Here is a 15,960-nt window from a genome sequence, read left to right on the forward strand (position 1 = left end):
ACCCGTCGCCGCTTCGCCCGGCGATCGGGATGAAGACTATTGCGTTCGTCGGCATCTTGGATGAAAAATTCCTTCTGTGACCCGATTAGCGGCGCTCTTCGCCCTCGTGCTCACCTTCCTCGTCAACCCCGCCGCCGTCCCGACAGCCGCCTCCGCAGCCGCCGCTCCCGCCACCACTCTCGCCACGGCGGCCTGCGTCCCCGATCCCGCCACGCCCAAGCGGCAGCTCAGGGCCATGTGGATCTCCTCGGTCGCCAACATCGACTGGCCCAGCAGGACGGGCCTGTCCGTCTCCGCCCAGCAGGCCGAGTTCCGCTCGTGGCTCGACCTGGCCGTCCAGAAGCGCCTGAACGCCGTCGTCGTCCAGGTGCGCCCCACCGCCGACGCGTTCTGGCCCTCGCCGTACGAGCCGTGGTCGCAGTGGCTGACCGGCACCCAGGGCACCGACCCCGGCTACGACCCGCTCGCGTTCATGGTCGCCGAGGCGCACGCCCGCAACCTGGAGTTCCACGCGTGGTTCAACCCCTACCGGGTGGCCAACCACGACGACCTCACCAAGCTCGTCGCGACCCATCCCGCCCGCCAGAACCCGGGCTGGCGCTTCGCCTACGGCGGCAAGCTGTACTACAACCCGGGCATCCCCGCCGTCCGCGCCTTCATCCAGGACGCCATCATGGACGCCGTCACGCGCTACGACGTGGACGGCGTGCACCTCGACGACTACTTCTACCCCTATCCGGTCAGCGGCCAGACCATCCCCGACGCGGCCACCTTCGCCCAGTACGGCGGCGCCTTCACCGACATCGCCGACTGGCGCCGCGACAACGTCAACCTCCTGGTGCGCGAGCTCGGCCAGCGCATCCACGCCGCCAAGGCGCACGTCGCCTTCGGCATCAGCCCGTTCGGCATCTGGCGCAACGCCTCCACCGACCCGCTCGGCTCGCGTACGTCGGGCCTGCAGTCCTACGACGCCATCTACGCCGACAGCCGGCGCTGGGTGAAGCAGGGCTGGATCGACTACCTGACGCCGCAGCTCTACTGGCACATCGGCTTCGCCGCCGCCGACTACGCGGTGCTCACCGCCTGGTGGTCGGAGGTGGTGCGGGGCACGAACGTGCAGCTTTTCATCGGACAGGCCGCCTACCGCGCGGGCGCCTCCGGCCAGGATCCCGCCTGGCAGGACCCCGCCGAGCTCAGCGACCACCTGCGCGACAACCGCGGCCACCCCGAGGTGCAGGGCGACGTCTACTTCAGCGCCAAGGACGTGCGGGCCGACAGGATCGGCTCCTTCTCCCTGGTCGTCTCCGACCACTACCGCAGGCCCGCCCTGATCCCGCCCAGAGGTACGGCCTCCGCCCCGCCGTCCCCGACCGGCGTCTCGGCGACGCCGGTGTCCGGCGGGGTGAAGGTGTCGTGGCAGGGCAGCGGCACCGCCTACGCCGTCTACCGGGGCGACCCCGCCGACCCCTGCCTGTTCACCGACGCCCGCAACCTGATCGGCACCACCCGGGGCACCTCCTTCACCGACACCTCGCCCGGGCCCGGCACGTACCACGTGACCGCGCTCGGCAGGACCCACCAGGAGAGCGCCGCGAGCTCGGGCGGCGGCGGCCCGTTCAGCGTGATCGTCGACGGGCCGGCCGCCGGGTCGGCGTGGGGCACCTCGGCGTACTCCACGCAGCGCTACGGGGCCGACTACCGGTTCGCCGACCCCGTCGCCGCCAGTGACCCGGCCTGGTTCAGGACCACCGTCCCCCAGGCGGGCGCCTACCGGGTGGAGGTCTGGTATCCGGCCAACGCCGGGTACAACAGCGCGACCCCGCACCTCGTGGCCGCCGCGAGCGGGACCCAGACCGTGACGGTCGACCAGCGCGCGGGCGGCGGGCAATGGCGCTCGCTGGGCACCTTCACGCTGAACGCGGGCACATACAACGTGGTCGGGGTGAGCAGATGGACCTCGGCCACCGGCTACGTCATCGCCGACGCCGTCCGGATCACGGCGACCGGCTGAGGCGGCCGTGCGGAGTGGCCCGCAGCTCCGGACGGCGGGTCACTCCGGATCGGCGACATGGATCCAGACGGCAGGTCACTCCGGATCATGGATCCGGACGGCGGGTCACTCCGGATCGGTGACGTGGATCCGGACGGCGCGGAACAGCGCGGGGGTCTCCCGCAGGACGGCGAGTCTGGGGTCGGGCACGGTGAGGAACGGCTCGGTCTCCAGCGCGAACAACGGCGCGAGGCGCCGGTCGGCACGCATCGCGTCGACCGCCTTCCTGTCGCCGCCGAACACCACCCCCGCCAGCGCCTCCAGGTGCGGCGACAGCACCTGGAGCGCGGTGTCGGCGGCGGCCTGCCAGACCTGGTCGGCCTGGTTCTGCCTGCGCCTGGCGAAGCGCTGCTGGGACCAGCCGCCGGCCGCCGTGCGGCCCTGCACGTAGCGGGAGCCGACCTTGGAGGCGACCAGTTCCGAGCCGTGGAAGACGCCCGCCGCGTAGCCGCCCAGGCGGACGAGCACCACCCCGACGAGCCGGTCGGCGCGGGCGTGCGTCACCAGCCGGGCCACCCTCGGCGGGCCCTGCGGCAGCGGCGGGAACGGGGCGTGGCACGCGGCGATCGCGCCGTCGGCGGCGGCCAGCCGTACGACGTGGGTGTCACCTGTCGCCTCGAAGGGGCCGTGCCGGTCGGCGAAGCCGTCGATCCAGCGCTGGACGCGCTCGGGGGGCACCGACACCCACCGTCCCCCGCCCTTCGCCGGTCGCGCCTTCACCCTGGCAGCGTACCGGTGCCGGGGTGAAGATCCGCGAAGTCGGCCGGCGAAGATCATCCAGTGGCTACGCTGGGTGGCTTCACGACCCAGGGGGACGCATGGCGACAGTCGTGGCATTCCACGCGCATCCGGACGACGAGGCCATCCTGACCGGCGGCGCGCTGGCCCGTGCCGCCGCCGAAGGCCACCGCGTGGTGATCGCCGTCGCCACCGACCACATGGGGGCCGCCGCCGACGGCGACACGACGCGCATGGACGAGCTGCGCGCGAGCGCCGCCGTCCTGGGCGTCCACCGGGTCGTCCACCTCGGCTACGCCGACAGCGGCCACGGCGCGATCCTCTACCCCGATCCGCCGGACCGCGCCCGTTTCGTCGCCGCCGACCCGGCCGAGGCCGCGGGCAGGCTCGCGGCGATCCTCACCGAGGAGCGGGCCGACATCCTGCTCAGCTACGACGCCAACGGCGGGTACGGCCACCGCGACCACGTCAGGGTGCACGAGGTCGGCAAGCTCGCCGCCGCCGAGGCGGGGGTGCCGCGCCTGCTGGAGGCGACCCTCCCCCGCGACATCGTCGCCCGGCTGATGACCGCGGCGCGCGTCCTGCGGCTGCCGCTCCGCTACGACCCCGACGCGCTCAGCCGCGCCTACAGCCCCCGCGAGGCCATCACCCACCGCATCGACGTACGCCGCTTCGCCAGGCAGAAGCGCGACGCGATCGCCGCCCACCATTCGCAGGTGGCGGGCCGCGGCAGGCTGGCGCCCGTCATGCGGGCGCTCCTCCGGCTTCCTGTCCCCGTCTTCGGGTGGGTGCTCGGCAGGGAGTGGTACGCCGAACCCGCCGCGGGAGCGGGACCGGGGCGCGTCCTCGACGACCTGTTCACCCCGGCCGCGCCACGCTGACCCTTCAGCAGCCGCGAACTCCTGCTTCGGCGCGCGCTTCGGATGTGACCGGCGGGAACACGATCTCCGTCACCCGTGCGGATGAGGGCGCGGATCATCCGCCCGCGCGACGCGCCGGGCGCGGTCCCCGGCCGACCATGGCGGGCATGAATCGTCTTCTCCTCCTGATGCTCACCGCGCTGTCGGCCGTCCTGCTGGCGTTCGGGACGGGGCTCACGCCGGTGTGGTGGTGCGCGTGGATCGCGGCCCTTCCCGTGCTGGCCGTGGCCGTCAGATCGGGCCCATGGACCCGCACGGCCGCGGGCACGGCCGCCTGGCTCGGCGGCCAGACGCCGATGTGGGGCTACTACCTCGATGTGCTCGAGCTGCCGCCCGCGCTCGGGGCGGCGCTGATCGTCGGGACCTCGCTGCTGTTCGGTCTGGCGGTGCTCGCCTTCGGGGCGATCGCACGGCGCGGCAGGCCGCTCGTCGCCGCGCTGGCGTTCGGCTCGTCCTGGGTGGCGGCGGAGTTCGCCGTGTCGCTCACGCTGCCGCACGGCGCCTGGTGGAGCATGGTCTACTCGCAGGCCGACGTCCTGCCGGTGCTCCAGCTGGTGTCGCTGACCGGCCCGTGGGGCGTCACCTTCCTGCTGCTGGGCGTCCAGGCCGTCCTGGCCGGCCTGCCGTGGACGGCGGGCGGGCTGCTGCGGGCCGCCGGAGCGGCGGTCGTCGTGGCACTCGTGACCGGCTACGGCGCCGCACGGCTGGCCGCCGCGCCCGGCGCGGCCGGCGGTACGACGCGGGTGGCGCTGCTGGCCACCGACGAGCCGAACGACACCGTCCCCGTCGGCACCCCGCAGGGCAGGACGCTGGTCGCGCGCTACGTCGGCGCGCTGCGCAAGCTGCGCGCCGACGTCGTCGTCCTGCCCGAGAACACCTTCGCCGCCGACGCCGCCACCCTGCCGGCGCTCGCCCGGCCGCTGGGCGCGCTGGCCGCCGAGCGCCACGCCACCATCCTGGTCGGCCTCACCCTCGCCGACGGCGACGTACGCGGCAACAGCGCGCTCGCCTTCCCCGGCAAGGCCGCCCCGGTCCGCTACGACAAGCGCCATCTCATCCCCGGCATCGAGTCGGCGTACCAGCCGGGACCCGCGGACGCGGTGGCCTTCCTCCCGGGATCCGGCGGCCGGTGGGCCATCGCCATCTGCAAGGACCTCGACTTCACCGCGCTCGTGCGCGACTACCGGCGGCGCGGCGCGACCGCCGTCTTCGCCCCCGCGTGGGACTTCCCCGGCGACGCGTGGATCCACAGCAGGATGGCGCTGGTGCGCGGGGTGGAGAACGGCATGACCGTCGTGCGCGCGCCCAGGGCGGGCATCCTGCTGGCCAGCGACGCCTACGGGCGGGTGCTCGCCGAGGCGCGCACCGGGCCCGGCTTCGCCTCCGCCGTCTTCACGCTTCCCGCGCCCGTGGCGGCCACGCCGTACAGCGTGCTCGGCGATTGGCTAGGCTGGGCCGGCCTCCTGCTGCTGCCCCCGACCGTGCTCGTCGGGCTGCGGGCCGCAGGGGACGGAAGGGATGGCGATGGTGCGCGCGGCCGGCTCGGCTCCGACCGTTCCGCGAAGCGGGCTCATGCGGTTCGCCCGTAGCCTGCCCACACCGCCCGCCGGGCTGGTCGACGCCGTGCTGGCAGGGGCGGTCACCGTCGCGACCGTGGCGCCCACGCTCATGCCCACGCCCGCGCCGTGGTGGGTGGTCCTGTCCGCGGTGGCCTCCGGCGTGCCGCTGCTGTGGCGGCGGCGCGCCCCCGTGCCGGTCTCCGTCGTCTCCGGACTGGCCATGACCGCGATGGTGCTGTGGGAGAAGCCGTTCCTGCCGTGGGGGCCGCTGCTGGGCGTCTACACCGTCGCCGAGCTGAGCGGCACCACCGTACGGCTGCTCGCCGCGCCCGTCGTCGGGATCGCCGTCTACGTGTCGCTGGCCGTACCGCACGAGGAGAGCGAGGTCTACCGGATGGTCGGCACCGCGTTCGTGGCCGCCTGGGCGCTCGGCGCCGGGGCGCGGGCGCGGGCCGCGCGGCTGGCCGAGCGGGCCGAGCGCGGCAGGAGGGTGGAGCTGGAGCGCGCCGCCGCGGCCGCGCTGGAGCGCACCCGCATCGCCCGCGACGTGCACGACGTCGTCACCCACTCGGTCGGGCTCATGGTCGTGCAGGCCGAGGCGGGCTCGGCCGTCCTCGGCTCGGACCCGCGGCAGGCGCAGGCGGCGCTCGACGCGGTCGCCGACACCGGCAGGACCGCGCTGGTCCAGCTGCGCGGCCTGCTCGACACGCTGCGCCGCGACGACCGCCACGACGCCGACCCGCCGGGACACCCGCCCCCCGGCCTCGACACCCTTCCCGGCCTGATCGACAGGACCCGCCGGGCGGGCCTCGAGGTGACGCTGGAGACCGGCGACGGTCCTCACCCGGTGCCCCGCGAGACGGCCGTCGCCGCCTACCGGATCGTCCAGGAGGCGCTGACCAACGTCATCAGGCACGCCCGAGCCCGCCATGCCCACGTGGCGGTGACCTGCGCGGACGACCTGCTCACCGTCACCGTCACCGACGACGGCGCGGGCGCGGGCCCCGGCGGGCCCGGCGGCCACGGCCTGGCAGGGATGCGGGAGCGGGTCGCCGCCTGCGGCGGCACGCTGCGGGCGGGAACCGCGCCCGGCGGTACCGGGTTCGTCGTCCACGCCGAGCTTCCCCTCCCCTAGGAGTCGCGTGATCAGCGTCCTCATCGCAGACGACCAGGATCTGTTCCGCGCCGGCTTCGCCATGATCCTGGGCGTCCACCCCGACATCACCGTTGTCGGCGAGGCCGCCGACGGCGCCGCCGCCGTCGCGGCGGCCGAACGGCTGCGGCCCGATGTGGTGCTCATGGACGTGCGGATGCCCGGCATGGACGGCCTGGAGGCCACCGCGCGCATCTGCGCCACCACGAGCGCCAAGGTCCTCGTGCTGACCATGTTCGACCTGGACGACTACGTCTACGACGCGCTGCGGGCCGGGGCGAGCGGATTCCTGCTGAAGGACATCCGCCGCCAGGAGCTGGCCGAGGCGGTCAGGGTCGTGGCCGCCGGCGAGGCGCTGCTGGCGCCCTCCGTGACCCGACGGCTGGTGGAGAGCCTGGTCCGCCGCCCTGGGCACGGCGTCGCCCCGCGGCTGGCGGCCAGGCTGGAGCGGCTGACCGACCGCGAGAGCCAGACGCTGAGACTGCTGGCGCGTGGGCTGTCCAACGTGGAGCTGGCCGCCGAGCTCGTGGTCAGCGAGAACACCGCCAAGACGCACATCAGCCGGATCCTCACCAAGCTGGGGCTGCGCGACCGGGCCCAGGCCGTGGTGTTCGCCTACGAGTCGGGGCTGGTCGTCCCCGGCGCCCCTGCCGACGGCGGCGGGTGGCCGCTCTAGACGGCCCCAGGGCCGTGCCGGCCCGGAGACCCGGTGTGGCGTCCCAGGAACCGGGAGCGAAATGTCGGTGAATTTCCCCGCACCGGGCTTCTGGGCTGCCGGGAGCGGCCCCAGAATTTGGACGTGTCTCCCCAGACTCCCCTGCTTCCCCAGTACGACCAGGAAGCTTCCGCCGCGGTCTCCCCTGTGGTCGACCTCGAGACCGGCGGTGTCATCGCGTTGCACGTGTCCCCTGACGCCGCCGAGATCGGTGCAGGAACCCTTCCCGTCATCCTCGACCTTCCCACCCACATGGTCATCGGCGGCTCGGCCGCGCTCTCGCCGCTGCACGAGGCCCTCAGGAGGTCCGGCAGGCGGCCGAGGGAGGTGATCCTCCAGGTGCACGGCCCGTGCGTGGACGCGGACAGGAAGGCGCTGCTCGTCGGGCTGGACGGCCTGCGGGCGATCGGTTACCTGGTCGCCTTCGGCGGCCTGGGCGTCGGCAGCCTCCCGATGGAGCTGATCATCGAGGCCGCGCCGTACCTCATCGTGCTCGCCCCCGAGCTGCTCGCCCGCGTTCCGCAGGATCCCAGGAGGTCGGCGGCGGGCGAGGCGCTGGCGACGCTGGCGCGCGGGATCGGCGCGCACGTGCTGGCCCCCGCCATCGCGCAGGAGGCGCAGCTGGCGGCCGTGCGCTCGTGGGGCACCCGGCTGGCGGAGGGACCGCTGCTGCGGCCGGGACCGGACGGCCGGGTGCGGGTGCCGCTGCCGGTGCGCAAGCCGTCGCAGGCCGACATGATGCTCGGCCCGCGCGTGCACGAGCTGCTGATGCCGGCTGTGTCGCTGCCCGCCGGGGCGACGGCCGAGGAGGCGGTGGAGGCGTTCGGCACCGAACCCTCGATCACCAGCGTGATTTTGGTGGACGAGTACCAGCGTCCCGAGGGCAGCCTGGACCGCAGCAGGTTCCTGCTGTCGATCGCGGGGAGGTACGGCCACGCCCTGTACGGCAAGAAACCGGCGCTGCGGCTGGCCGACCCGCCCAGGACCGTTCCCAAGACCACCCCTGCCATCGCCGCGATGCAGGTCGCGGGGCGCGACACCGCCCGCGTCTACGACGACCTGGTGGTGACCGACGAGGTGGGCAGGTGCATGGGGATCGTCAGGGTCAGCGACCTCATGCGGGTGGCCAGCGGGCCGTACCGGTGACCCGCGCGGGGCCGGCCGCGCCTGGTCTCAGAGATCGTTCTCCAGGATGACGGCCAGGGCGGCCACCTCGGCCAGCCGTACGGCCGCATCCGGTACGGCCCGCCCCTCGAGCACGTGCCGCCGCGCGGCCGCCACGGGCACGTCGACGAGCGCGAACGTGACCCGCTCCAGCCCGTCGGCGCCCGGCACCCGCTCCGCCAGCTCGCGCAGCGCCGCCATGACGTCGGTGTTGAGCGCGTCGAGCTGCGCACCCAGCTCGGCCGGCCAGCGCTCGCGCAGTTCGGCCACGTTGTGCGCGAGCAGCAGCCGCGCCTCGTCGGGGTGCTCGGCCGACCAGCGCACCACGTGCGCGGCCGCGGCGCGCACCGCCTCGGCCAGGTCGGGCCTGCGCACGGCGCGCAGGAAGCCCTCCTGGAAGCGCCGCACGGCCCTGATCCACAGGTGTGCCAGCAGCAGGTCGCGCGAGCCGTAGCGGTGGTAGATGGATCCGCTCGGCGCGCCCAGGCGCGCGGCGACGGCGGTGACGGTGACGGCCTCGTGGCCGCCTTCCGCGGCGAGCGCCGCGGCGGTGTCGAGGATCTGGTCGGCGCCGAACTTGGCTGGTCTTCCCACATCGGCACGTTAGCGTGCTAGGAAGGAAGTCGTGCTGAACAGGCGGACGTTGCTGGTGGGCGGAGCGGGCGCGACGCTGGCGGGCTGCACCGCGCCCGCCGAGGGCCCGAGGCCGGTGACGGACGACTGGGCCTCGGTGCGCGCGCAGTTCGCCCTCGACGCGAAGGTGGCCAACTTCGCCGCGTACGTGCTGGCCGCCCACCCGGCCGTGGTTCGCGCGGCGATCCAGCGCCACCGCGACGGGCTCGACGGCGACACCGCCGGATACCTGGAGGCCGATGACCGCGACGCCGCGGTCCGGGCGGCCGCCGAGCGCTACCTCGGCGCCGAGGCGGGCCAGGTCGCGCTCACCGACAGCACGACGATGGGCCTGAGCGTGATCTACTCGGGCTTCCGCCTGCGCCCAGGCCAGCACGTGCTGACCACCGAGCACGACTTCTACGCCACGCACGAGAACCTCAGGATGCTGGCCGAGCGCACCGGCGCCCGGGTCACGCGCGTGCGGCTGTACGACGACCCGGCCAAGGCCGACGCCGGGCGGATCGTGGCGGCGCTGAAGGCGGGGCTCACCCCGCGCACCCGGATCGTCGCGGTCACCTGGGTCCACTCCGGCACCGGCGTCAGGCTGCCGATCCGCGCCATCGCCGACATGCTCGCCGAGGCCAACCGCGACCGCGACGAGGCCGACAGGGCGCTGCTGTGCGTCGACGGCGTCCACGGCTTCGGCGCGCTGGCCGACTCCGTCACCGACCTCGGCTGCGACTTCCTGGCCTCCGGCACCCACAAGTGGCTGTTCGGCCCGCGCGGCACCGGCATCGTGTACGGCAGGGCCTGGGAGCACGTCGCCCCCATCATCCCGAGCTTCAGCGGTCCGGGCTTCAGGGCCTGGTTCGGCCGTACCGCGCCCACCGGGCCTGGCGGCCTGGTCAACACCCCCGGCGGCTACCAGACCTTCGAGCATCGCTGGGCGATGGCCGAGGCCTTCGCCTTCCAGACCTCGATCGGCAAGCAGCGCGTGCACGAACGGACGATCGAGCTGGCCACCCGCCTCAAGCAGGGCCTGGCCGCCGACCGCCGGGTGCGGCTCATCACGCCGATGGATCCGGCGCTGTCGGCGGGGCTGGTGTGCTGCGAGATCGACGGCGTGACGCCCTTCCAGGCGACAGAACGCCTGCGCGCCCGGCGCATCCTGACCAGCACCACCCCCTACCAGCAGGTCTACCTGCGCTTCGGCACCTCCATCCTGGTCAGCCCCGAACAGGTCGACCAGGCCGTCAAGGCGGTCGCCGCGCTCTAGCGCGGCCTCACAGCCACCCCTGCTCCCTGGCCCGCCGAACGGCCTCCATGCGGTTGCGGGCGTGGGTCTTGCCGATGGCCGACGACAGGTAATTGCGCACCGTGCCCTCCGACAGGTGCAGGCGGCGGGCGATGTCGCCGATCGTGGCGCCGTCGACGGCCGCCGCCAGGACGTCGCGCTCGCGGGGCGACAGCGGGTTGGGCCCCGCGCTGAGCGCGGCGGCGGCCAGAGCCGGGTCGATGACCCGCTCCCCCTCGTGGACCCGGCGGATGGCGGCCGCCAGCTCGCGCGCGGGGCTGTCCTTCACCAGGAACGCCACGGCGCCCGCCTCCATGGCCCTGCGCAGGTAACCCGGCCTGCCGAACGTGGTCAGGATCATCACCCTGCATCCGGTGGCGGCGATGGTCGCGCCCGCGGTGATGCCGTCGACGCCGCCCGGCATCTCGATGTCCAGCAGGGCGATGTCGGGCCGTACGGCTGCCACCACGGCGACGGCCTCCTGCCCGTTGGCCGCCTCCCCCACCACCTCGATGTCGGGCTCCAGGTTGAGCAGCGAGGCCAGGGCGCCGCGGACCATGCTCTGGTCCTCCGCCAGCATGACCCTGATCACGCTGGTACCGCCACCCACAGCCGGAAGCCCCCGGCCTCGCGGGGGCCCGCCTCGATCGAGCCGCCCGCCGCCCTGACCCGTTCGGCCAGGCCGGCCAGGCCGCTGCCGGTCGACTCGGGCGGACCGCCACGCCCGTTGTCCACGATCTCCAGCGTGGCCGCCGTCCCGTCGTAGGTGACGTCGATCTGGCAGCGGGTGGCGTCCGCGTGCCGTACGACGTTGGTGACGCCCTCGCGGGCCGCCCACCCGAGCAGGCCGTCCAGGGCCTCGGGCAGCGGGGTGCCCGTGACGCGCACCACCGGCTCGGCCCCCGCGGCCCGCAGCACGGCGCGCGCCGGCGGCGGCCTGCCACCGGTCAGCCGGCCGTCACCGGCGCCGTGACCGGTTCCGCCAGGTCCGTGACCTGTTCCGCTAGATCCGGCAGGCGTAGATGTCGGTGACCAGGATGGCGCGCGCGCCGATCTGCCAGAGCTGGTCCATCACCTGCTGGTGACCCTTGCGCGGCACCATCGTGCGGACGGCGACCCAGCCCTCGCGGTGCAGCGGCGAGATGGTGGGCCCCTCCATGCCGGGCGTGATCGCGCTGGCCTGCTCGATCTGCTCGGCGCGGATGTCGTAGTCCATCATCACGTAGTCGCGGGCGTGGATGACGCCCTGCAGCCGGCGCACGAGCTGCTGCATGCCCTGCGTCTCCGCCGAGCCCTCGCGCCTGATCAGCACCGCCTCCGAGCGCATGATCGGCTCGCCGAAGACCTCGAGGCCGACGTTGCGCAGCGTGGTGCCGGTCTCGACCACGTCGGCGACGGCGTCGGCGACGCCCAGCCGGATGGCGGTCTCGACGGCGCCGTCGAGCTTGATGACGCGGGCGTCGACGCCGCTGTCGGACAGGTACTTCTCCAGCAACCCCGCGTAGGAGGTGGCGATGCGCAGGCCGTTGAGGTCCTGCACGGCCGACATGGTGCCCGACTTCGCCGCCAGGCGGAAGGTCGAGCCGCCGAAGCCCAGCGGCAGCACCTCCTCCACCGGCGCGCCCGAGTCGAACAGCATGTCGCGACCGGTGATCCCGGCGTCGAGCGTGCCCTCGCCGACGTAGACGGCGATGTCGCGCGGACGCAGGAAGAACAGCTCGCAGGAGTTGTCGGCGTCGACGACGACCAGCTCCTTGCTGTCCTTCCTGGTGCGGTATCCGGCTTCCTTCAGCATCGTGGCGGCGGCCTCGTTGAGGGCGCCCTTGTTGGGTACGGCCAGCCGTAGCATCGTGGACGAACCTTTCAGAGGTACTTGTAGACCTGGTCAAGCCCGATGCCGCGGGCGATCATGAGGCACTGCACGTGGTAGAGCAGCTGCGAGATCTCCTCGGCGGCACGGTCGTCGGATTCGTGCTCGGCGGCCATCCAGCTCTCGGCGGCCTCCTCGACGACCTTCTTGCCGATGGCATGGACCCCGGCGTCCAGCGCGGCCACGGTCCCCGACCCCGCGGGCCGGGTGCGCGCCTTCTCGGACAGCTCGGTGAACAGCTCATCGAAGGTCTTCATGATCTCTCTCGGTGCTCGGTCGATGTGGTCTTCCAGCCTATCGGCCCTCAGACACCGGTAGCGGGGGCGTCCGCCTCCCGAGACGGCTGCGCCCAGAAGACGGTGCCGGAGCCGCGCACCTGGACGGCGGCCTGGAAACCCGGCACGAACGCGGACTCGCCCGGCCGCAGCGTCCGCCCGTCGACGGCGACCTCGCCCTCGACGCAGACGAACACGCGCGGCACGCCGCCCTCCAGCGTGACGTCGGGCGCCTGCGCGCGGCCCAGCGCGAACTCGGGGACGGGCACGGTGTAGAGCCCGTCCACCGGCTCGACCCGCAGCGGCTGGGCGGCGAAGTCGGTGATGCGCAGCAGCTCGTCGACGTCGACCGGCTTGGGGGTCAGCCCCGCGCGCAGCACGTTGTCCGAGCCGCCCATGATCTCCACCCCGAACCCGCTCAGGTAGCAGTGGAGCACCCCCGCACCCAGGAACAGCGCCTCGCCCGGCATCAGGTCGTGCCGGTTCATCAGCAGCGGCGCCAGCACGGCGGGGTCGTCGGGATACTGCTCGGCCAGGCGCGTGACGAGGTCGTGGCCACGCCGCCCGGCCGCCGCCGCGACGGCTTCGACCAGCGCCTTGCGCTCCGGCCACTCCAGCAGCAGCCGCAGCGCGCCCGCCGAGTCGCCCGCCTCCAGCAGGCCGACGACCGGCCTGAGCTCCGGCAGTTCGAGCTCGGCCAGCAGCCGCGCCGCCTCACCCGGCGCCCGGAAGCCCGCCAGGCCGCTGAACGGGGTCAGCGCGCAGACCAGCTCCGGCTTGGGGTGGGCGTCGACGTAGGCGCCGCGCGCGTGGCCCGCCTCGGCCTGCTCGGCCGAGGGATGCACCTGCAGCGACAGCACCCGCTCGACCGCGATCAGCTTCAGCAGGTACGGCAGGCGCGCCCCGAACCTGGCCACCGTCCCGGCGCCGAGCTCCGCCTGCGGGTCGGCGGCGATCGCCTGGTCGAGGGTGATGCCGCGCTCCACGAGCAGGGAGGGCCCTGACGGGTGGGCGCCGAGCCACATCTCCGCCTCGGGGTCGGGCGAGGGCGACGGCCGGCCCGTCAGCGTGGCGATGGCGGTGCGGGAACCCCAGTCGTAGTGCTTGACGGGGTTGGAAAGCAGCTCAGTCACGAGATCTCCGATGATGCCCAGAATGCGGCCTGATCGAGACTATCGCGCCCGCGTGAACGGCGACGGAACCCCAGGAAACGGCACCACCCGCGCACGTCGCCCACCTCGCGGAACGACACCGCGGGCACTCCTGCGCGTCCCACCGGCTCTCCCCCGTGCTTCCGGACGAGGGTGGCGTCGTGCTTCTGGACGGGGTGCCGTCGTCACCTGGGGACCGGGTGAACGTCACAGGGGACCGGGTGAGACGGCGCTGCCCGCCGTACCGCGCCAGCAGGCGGGTACGGCGGGCAGCCGGGAAGGTGGGTCAGCGGCCGAAGCGACGGCCCGGGTTGCCGCGGTCGGAGCGGTAGCCGCCGTTGCCGCGCTCGTCGGAACGGTAGCCGCCGGAGCGGGGGCCCCGGTCGTCACGTCCGGCCGAGAACGGGCGGCCCCGGTGCTCGCCGCGGTCGTCCGAGCGGTAGCCGCCGGAGCGAGGACCCCGGTCGCCGGAGAAGGGACGGCCGCGTTCGTCCGAGCGGAACCCGCCACGGGGGCCCCTGTCGTCGCGGTAGCCGCCGGAGCGGGGCGCGCGGTCATCGGTACCGAAGCCGCCGGAACGGGGCGCGCGGTCGTCGGAGCCGAAGCCGCCGGAGCGGAACCCGCCACGGGCACCACGGTCGTCGGAGCGGAACCCGCCGCGCGGCCCGCGGTCGTCCGACCGGTTGCCGCCGCGCTCGCCGGAGCGGAAGTCGCCGCGGTCGTCGGAGCGGTAGCCGCCCTGGCGCCGGTCGCGGTAGGGCGCCCTGTCCTCGCCGAACGTGCGCGGCTCGGTCGAGCCGCCCTCGTGCTGGCGGGACCGGCGCTCGCCGTCGAAGGAGCGGTGCGGGCGCCGCTCGCCACCGAAGTCGCCGCGCGAACCGCGGTCGCCACCGACGTCGCCACGGGAGCCGCGGTCGCCACCGAAGTCACGCTGGGGGCGGCGGTCCTCGTCGTCGTGGCGGCGGGGGCGGCGGTCGTCGCCGAACCCGTCGGCCGTACGGCGCGGGCGCCGGTCGTCGCCGAAGTCGCGGCGGCGGCCACGGCGCTCACCGCCGTGTCCCGCGCCCTCGCGGCGCGGACGCAGCGGCTTGCGCACGTCGGGCTCCCACACCGGGATGGACTCCCCGCTGGGGACGCGGGCGCCCGTCACCTCGGCGACACGGTCGTTGCCCGGCGCGGCCTTGAGCCGGAACGGGTGGATGCCCGCCCGGCGGGTCAGCGCGTCGGTGGAGCGGCGCTCGTTCGGCAGGACCAGGGTCACCACGGTGCCCTTCTCCCCCGCGCGGGCCGTGCGGCCACCCCTGTGCAGGTAGCTCTTGTGGTCCTGCGGCGGGTCGACGTGCAGCACCAGGCTGATGCCGTCGACGTGGATGCCGCGGGCCGCGACGTCGGTGCAGACCAGGACGTCGACCTGGCCCTCCTTGAACTCCGACAGGATGCGGGTGCGCTGGTTCTGGCGCTTGCCGCCGTGCAGGCCGCCGGCCTTGACGCCGACACGGGCCAACTGCTTGCACAGCCGGTCGACGCCGTGCTGGGTGCGCACGAAGATGATCGTGCGGCCCTCGCGGTTGGCGATCTCGGCGGTGACGTCGAACTTGTCGTCCCGGCTGACCTGGATCACGTGGTGCTCCATCGTGTCGACCGGCGAGGTCGCGGGCGCGATGGAGTGGGTGATCGGGTCCTTGAGGAAGCGCTGCACCAGCTTGTCGACGTCGCCGTCGAGGGTGGCGGAGAACAGCAGCCGCTGGCCGTCGGCGGGGGTCTGGGCGAGCAGGTCCGACACGACGGGGAAGAAGCCGAGGTCACACATGTGGTCGGCCTCGTCGAGCACGCTGACCTCGACGGCGTCCAGCGAGCACTCGCCCTGGCGCATCAGGTCGCCCAGGCGGCCGGGCGTGGCGATGATGACGTCGACGCCGCGGCGCAGCGCCTCGATCTGCTTGCCCATGGACATGCCGCCGACGACGACCTTCATGCGCAGGCCGAGGCCGCGGCCGAGGGGCTCGAGCGCGTCGTGCACCTGCAGGGCCAGCTCGCGGGTGGGAACGAGGATCATCGCGCGCGGGCGCTTGGGAGCCGGCTTGACGCCGGCGATGCGCGCCATCGTGGGCAGGCCGAAGGCGAGGGTCTTGCCGGAGCCGGTCTGGCCGCGGCCGAGAACGTCAGCGCCGGTCAGCACGTCGGGGATCGTGGCGCGCTGGATGGGGAACGGGCTGTCGATGCCCTGCCGGGACAGGCCGGTCACGAGCGGCTTGGGCAGGCCAAGCAGTTCGAACTCCGGAATGCCGTGCTCCTCGGCGGAGGTTTCGGGCATGGCAGCGTCAAGCATGGTCACGAAGTCGTGCCTTTCAGTCAGAGTGGCCGCGTCACTTCTGCGAAAGGACGAGCCATGTGCGCGGGCGTCTCTCACGCCCGCCTGGGAAGGACGGGGCCGCTGTGTCCGGCCCGTCTGCGCG

General features: G+C 73.9%; 15 protein-coding genes. 7 read left to right on the forward strand and 8 right to left on the reverse strand.

Translation table 11 applies throughout. The features are described from left to right. Nucleotides 1-76 precede the first annotated feature (76 nt). Nucleotides 77-2,011 carry a family 10 glycosylhydrolase gene (locus ABZX22_RS09105; protein ID WP_354907070.1) on the forward strand — a complete coding sequence of 645 codons (1,935 nt, stop codon included), beginning with the start codon at nucleotides 77-79 and terminating at the stop codon, nucleotides 2,009-2,011. Between the two features lie 105 nt (nucleotides 2,012-2,116). Here the strand turns inward: ABZX22_RS09105 and ABZX22_RS09110 are convergent, their stop codons facing one another. After that, complete coding sequence (locus ABZX22_RS09110) at nucleotides 2,117-2,770, reverse strand: acVLRF1 family peptidyl-tRNA hydrolase (protein WP_354907071.1); 654 nt, start codon at nucleotides 2,768-2,770, stop codon at nucleotides 2,117-2,119. Between the two features lie 98 nt (nucleotides 2,771-2,868). Between ABZX22_RS09110 and ABZX22_RS09115 the strand changes: the two genes are divergently transcribed. From ABZX22_RS09115 to ABZX22_RS09135, 5 genes are all read left to right on the forward strand, one after another. Further along, complete coding sequence (locus ABZX22_RS09115; protein ID WP_354907072.1) at nucleotides 2,869-3,669, forward strand: PIG-L family deacetylase; 801 nt, start codon at nucleotides 2,869-2,871, stop codon at nucleotides 3,667-3,669. Nucleotides 3,670-3,815: 146 nt separating this feature from the next. Next, nucleotides 3,816-5,297 carry a nitrilase-related carbon-nitrogen hydrolase gene (locus tag ABZX22_RS09120; protein ID WP_354907073.1) on the forward strand — a complete coding sequence of 494 codons (1,482 nt, stop codon included), beginning with the start codon at nucleotides 3,816-3,818 and terminating at the stop codon, nucleotides 5,295-5,297. Beyond that, nucleotides 5,281-6,402 (forward strand): histidine kinase, encoded by a 1,122-nt coding sequence (locus ABZX22_RS09125; protein WP_354907074.1) that lies wholly within the window; start codon nucleotides 5,281-5,283, stop codon nucleotides 6,400-6,402. Before ABZX22_RS09120 ends, ABZX22_RS09125 begins: the two co-directional genes overlap by 17 nt. A 7-nt stretch (nucleotides 6,403-6,409) precedes the next feature. Beyond that, nucleotides 6,410-7,096: a response regulator transcription factor gene (locus ABZX22_RS09130; protein WP_354907075.1), complete on the forward strand. Its 687-nt coding sequence runs from the start codon at nucleotides 6,410-6,412 to the stop codon at nucleotides 7,094-7,096. 123 nt (nucleotides 7,097-7,219) lie between these two features. Beyond that, complete coding sequence (locus ABZX22_RS09135; RefSeq protein ID WP_354907076.1) at nucleotides 7,220-8,281, forward strand: EAL domain-containing protein; 1,062 nt, start codon at nucleotides 7,220-7,222, stop codon at nucleotides 8,279-8,281. A gap of 27 nt (nucleotides 8,282-8,308) precedes the next feature. On the opposite strand, the gene ABZX22_RS09140 is transcribed toward ABZX22_RS09135, so the two are convergent. Then, nucleotides 8,309-8,893, reverse strand: coding sequence for a TetR/AcrR family transcriptional regulator (locus ABZX22_RS09140; RefSeq protein ID WP_354907077.1), 585 nt, complete (start codon nucleotides 8,891-8,893; stop codon nucleotides 8,309-8,311). 31 nt (nucleotides 8,894-8,924) lie between these two features. On the opposite strand from ABZX22_RS09140, the gene ABZX22_RS09145 reads away from it, so the two are divergent. Continuing rightward, nucleotides 8,925-10,190 carry an aminotransferase class V-fold PLP-dependent enzyme gene (locus tag ABZX22_RS09145; RefSeq protein ID WP_354907078.1) on the forward strand — a complete coding sequence of 422 codons (1,266 nt, stop codon included), beginning with the start codon at nucleotides 8,925-8,927 and terminating at the stop codon, nucleotides 10,188-10,190. Nucleotides 10,191-10,197: 7 nt separating this feature from the next. Here ABZX22_RS09145 and ABZX22_RS09150 read toward each other — a convergent pair whose 3' ends face one another. The 6 genes from ABZX22_RS09150 to ABZX22_RS09175 form a co-directional block, all read right to left on the reverse strand. Next, on the reverse strand, nucleotides 10,198-10,800 hold the full coding sequence (locus tag ABZX22_RS09150) for a response regulator transcription factor (protein WP_354907079.1): 603 nt from the start codon (nucleotides 10,798-10,800) through the stop codon (nucleotides 10,198-10,200). After that, nucleotides 10,797-11,126, reverse strand: a complete 330-nt coding sequence (locus ABZX22_RS09155) for an ATP-binding protein (RefSeq protein WP_354907080.1) — start codon at nucleotides 11,124-11,126, stop codon at nucleotides 10,797-10,799. Before ABZX22_RS09155 ends, ABZX22_RS09150 begins: the two co-directional genes overlap by 4 nt. Before the next feature lie 85 nt (nucleotides 11,127-11,211). Further along, nucleotides 11,212-12,057: an ATP phosphoribosyltransferase gene (gene hisG, locus ABZX22_RS09160; RefSeq protein WP_354907081.1), complete on the reverse strand. Its 846-nt coding sequence runs from the start codon at nucleotides 12,055-12,057 to the stop codon at nucleotides 11,212-11,214. A gap of 14 nt (nucleotides 12,058-12,071) precedes the next feature. Beyond that, a complete protein-coding gene (locus tag ABZX22_RS09165) occupies nucleotides 12,072-12,335 on the reverse strand; it encodes a phosphoribosyl-ATP diphosphatase (protein ID WP_354907082.1) in 264 nt (87 codons plus the stop codon). Between the two features lie 47 nt (nucleotides 12,336-12,382). Further along, nucleotides 12,383-13,486: a mannose-6-phosphate isomerase, class I gene (manA, locus tag ABZX22_RS09170; protein ID WP_354907083.1), complete on the reverse strand. Its 1,104-nt coding sequence runs from the start codon at nucleotides 13,484-13,486 to the stop codon at nucleotides 12,383-12,385. Between the two features lie 304 nt (nucleotides 13,487-13,790). After that, nucleotides 13,791-15,818 (reverse strand): DEAD/DEAH box helicase, encoded by a 2,028-nt coding sequence (locus tag ABZX22_RS09175; RefSeq protein ID WP_354907084.1) that lies wholly within the window; start codon nucleotides 15,816-15,818, stop codon nucleotides 13,791-13,793. Nucleotides 15,819-15,960: the final 142 nt, after the last annotated feature.

The organism is Nonomuraea sp. NPDC003804, from assembly GCF_040610675.1.
Classification (GTDB): Bacteria; Actinomycetota; Actinomycetes; order Streptosporangiales; family Streptosporangiaceae; genus Nonomuraea.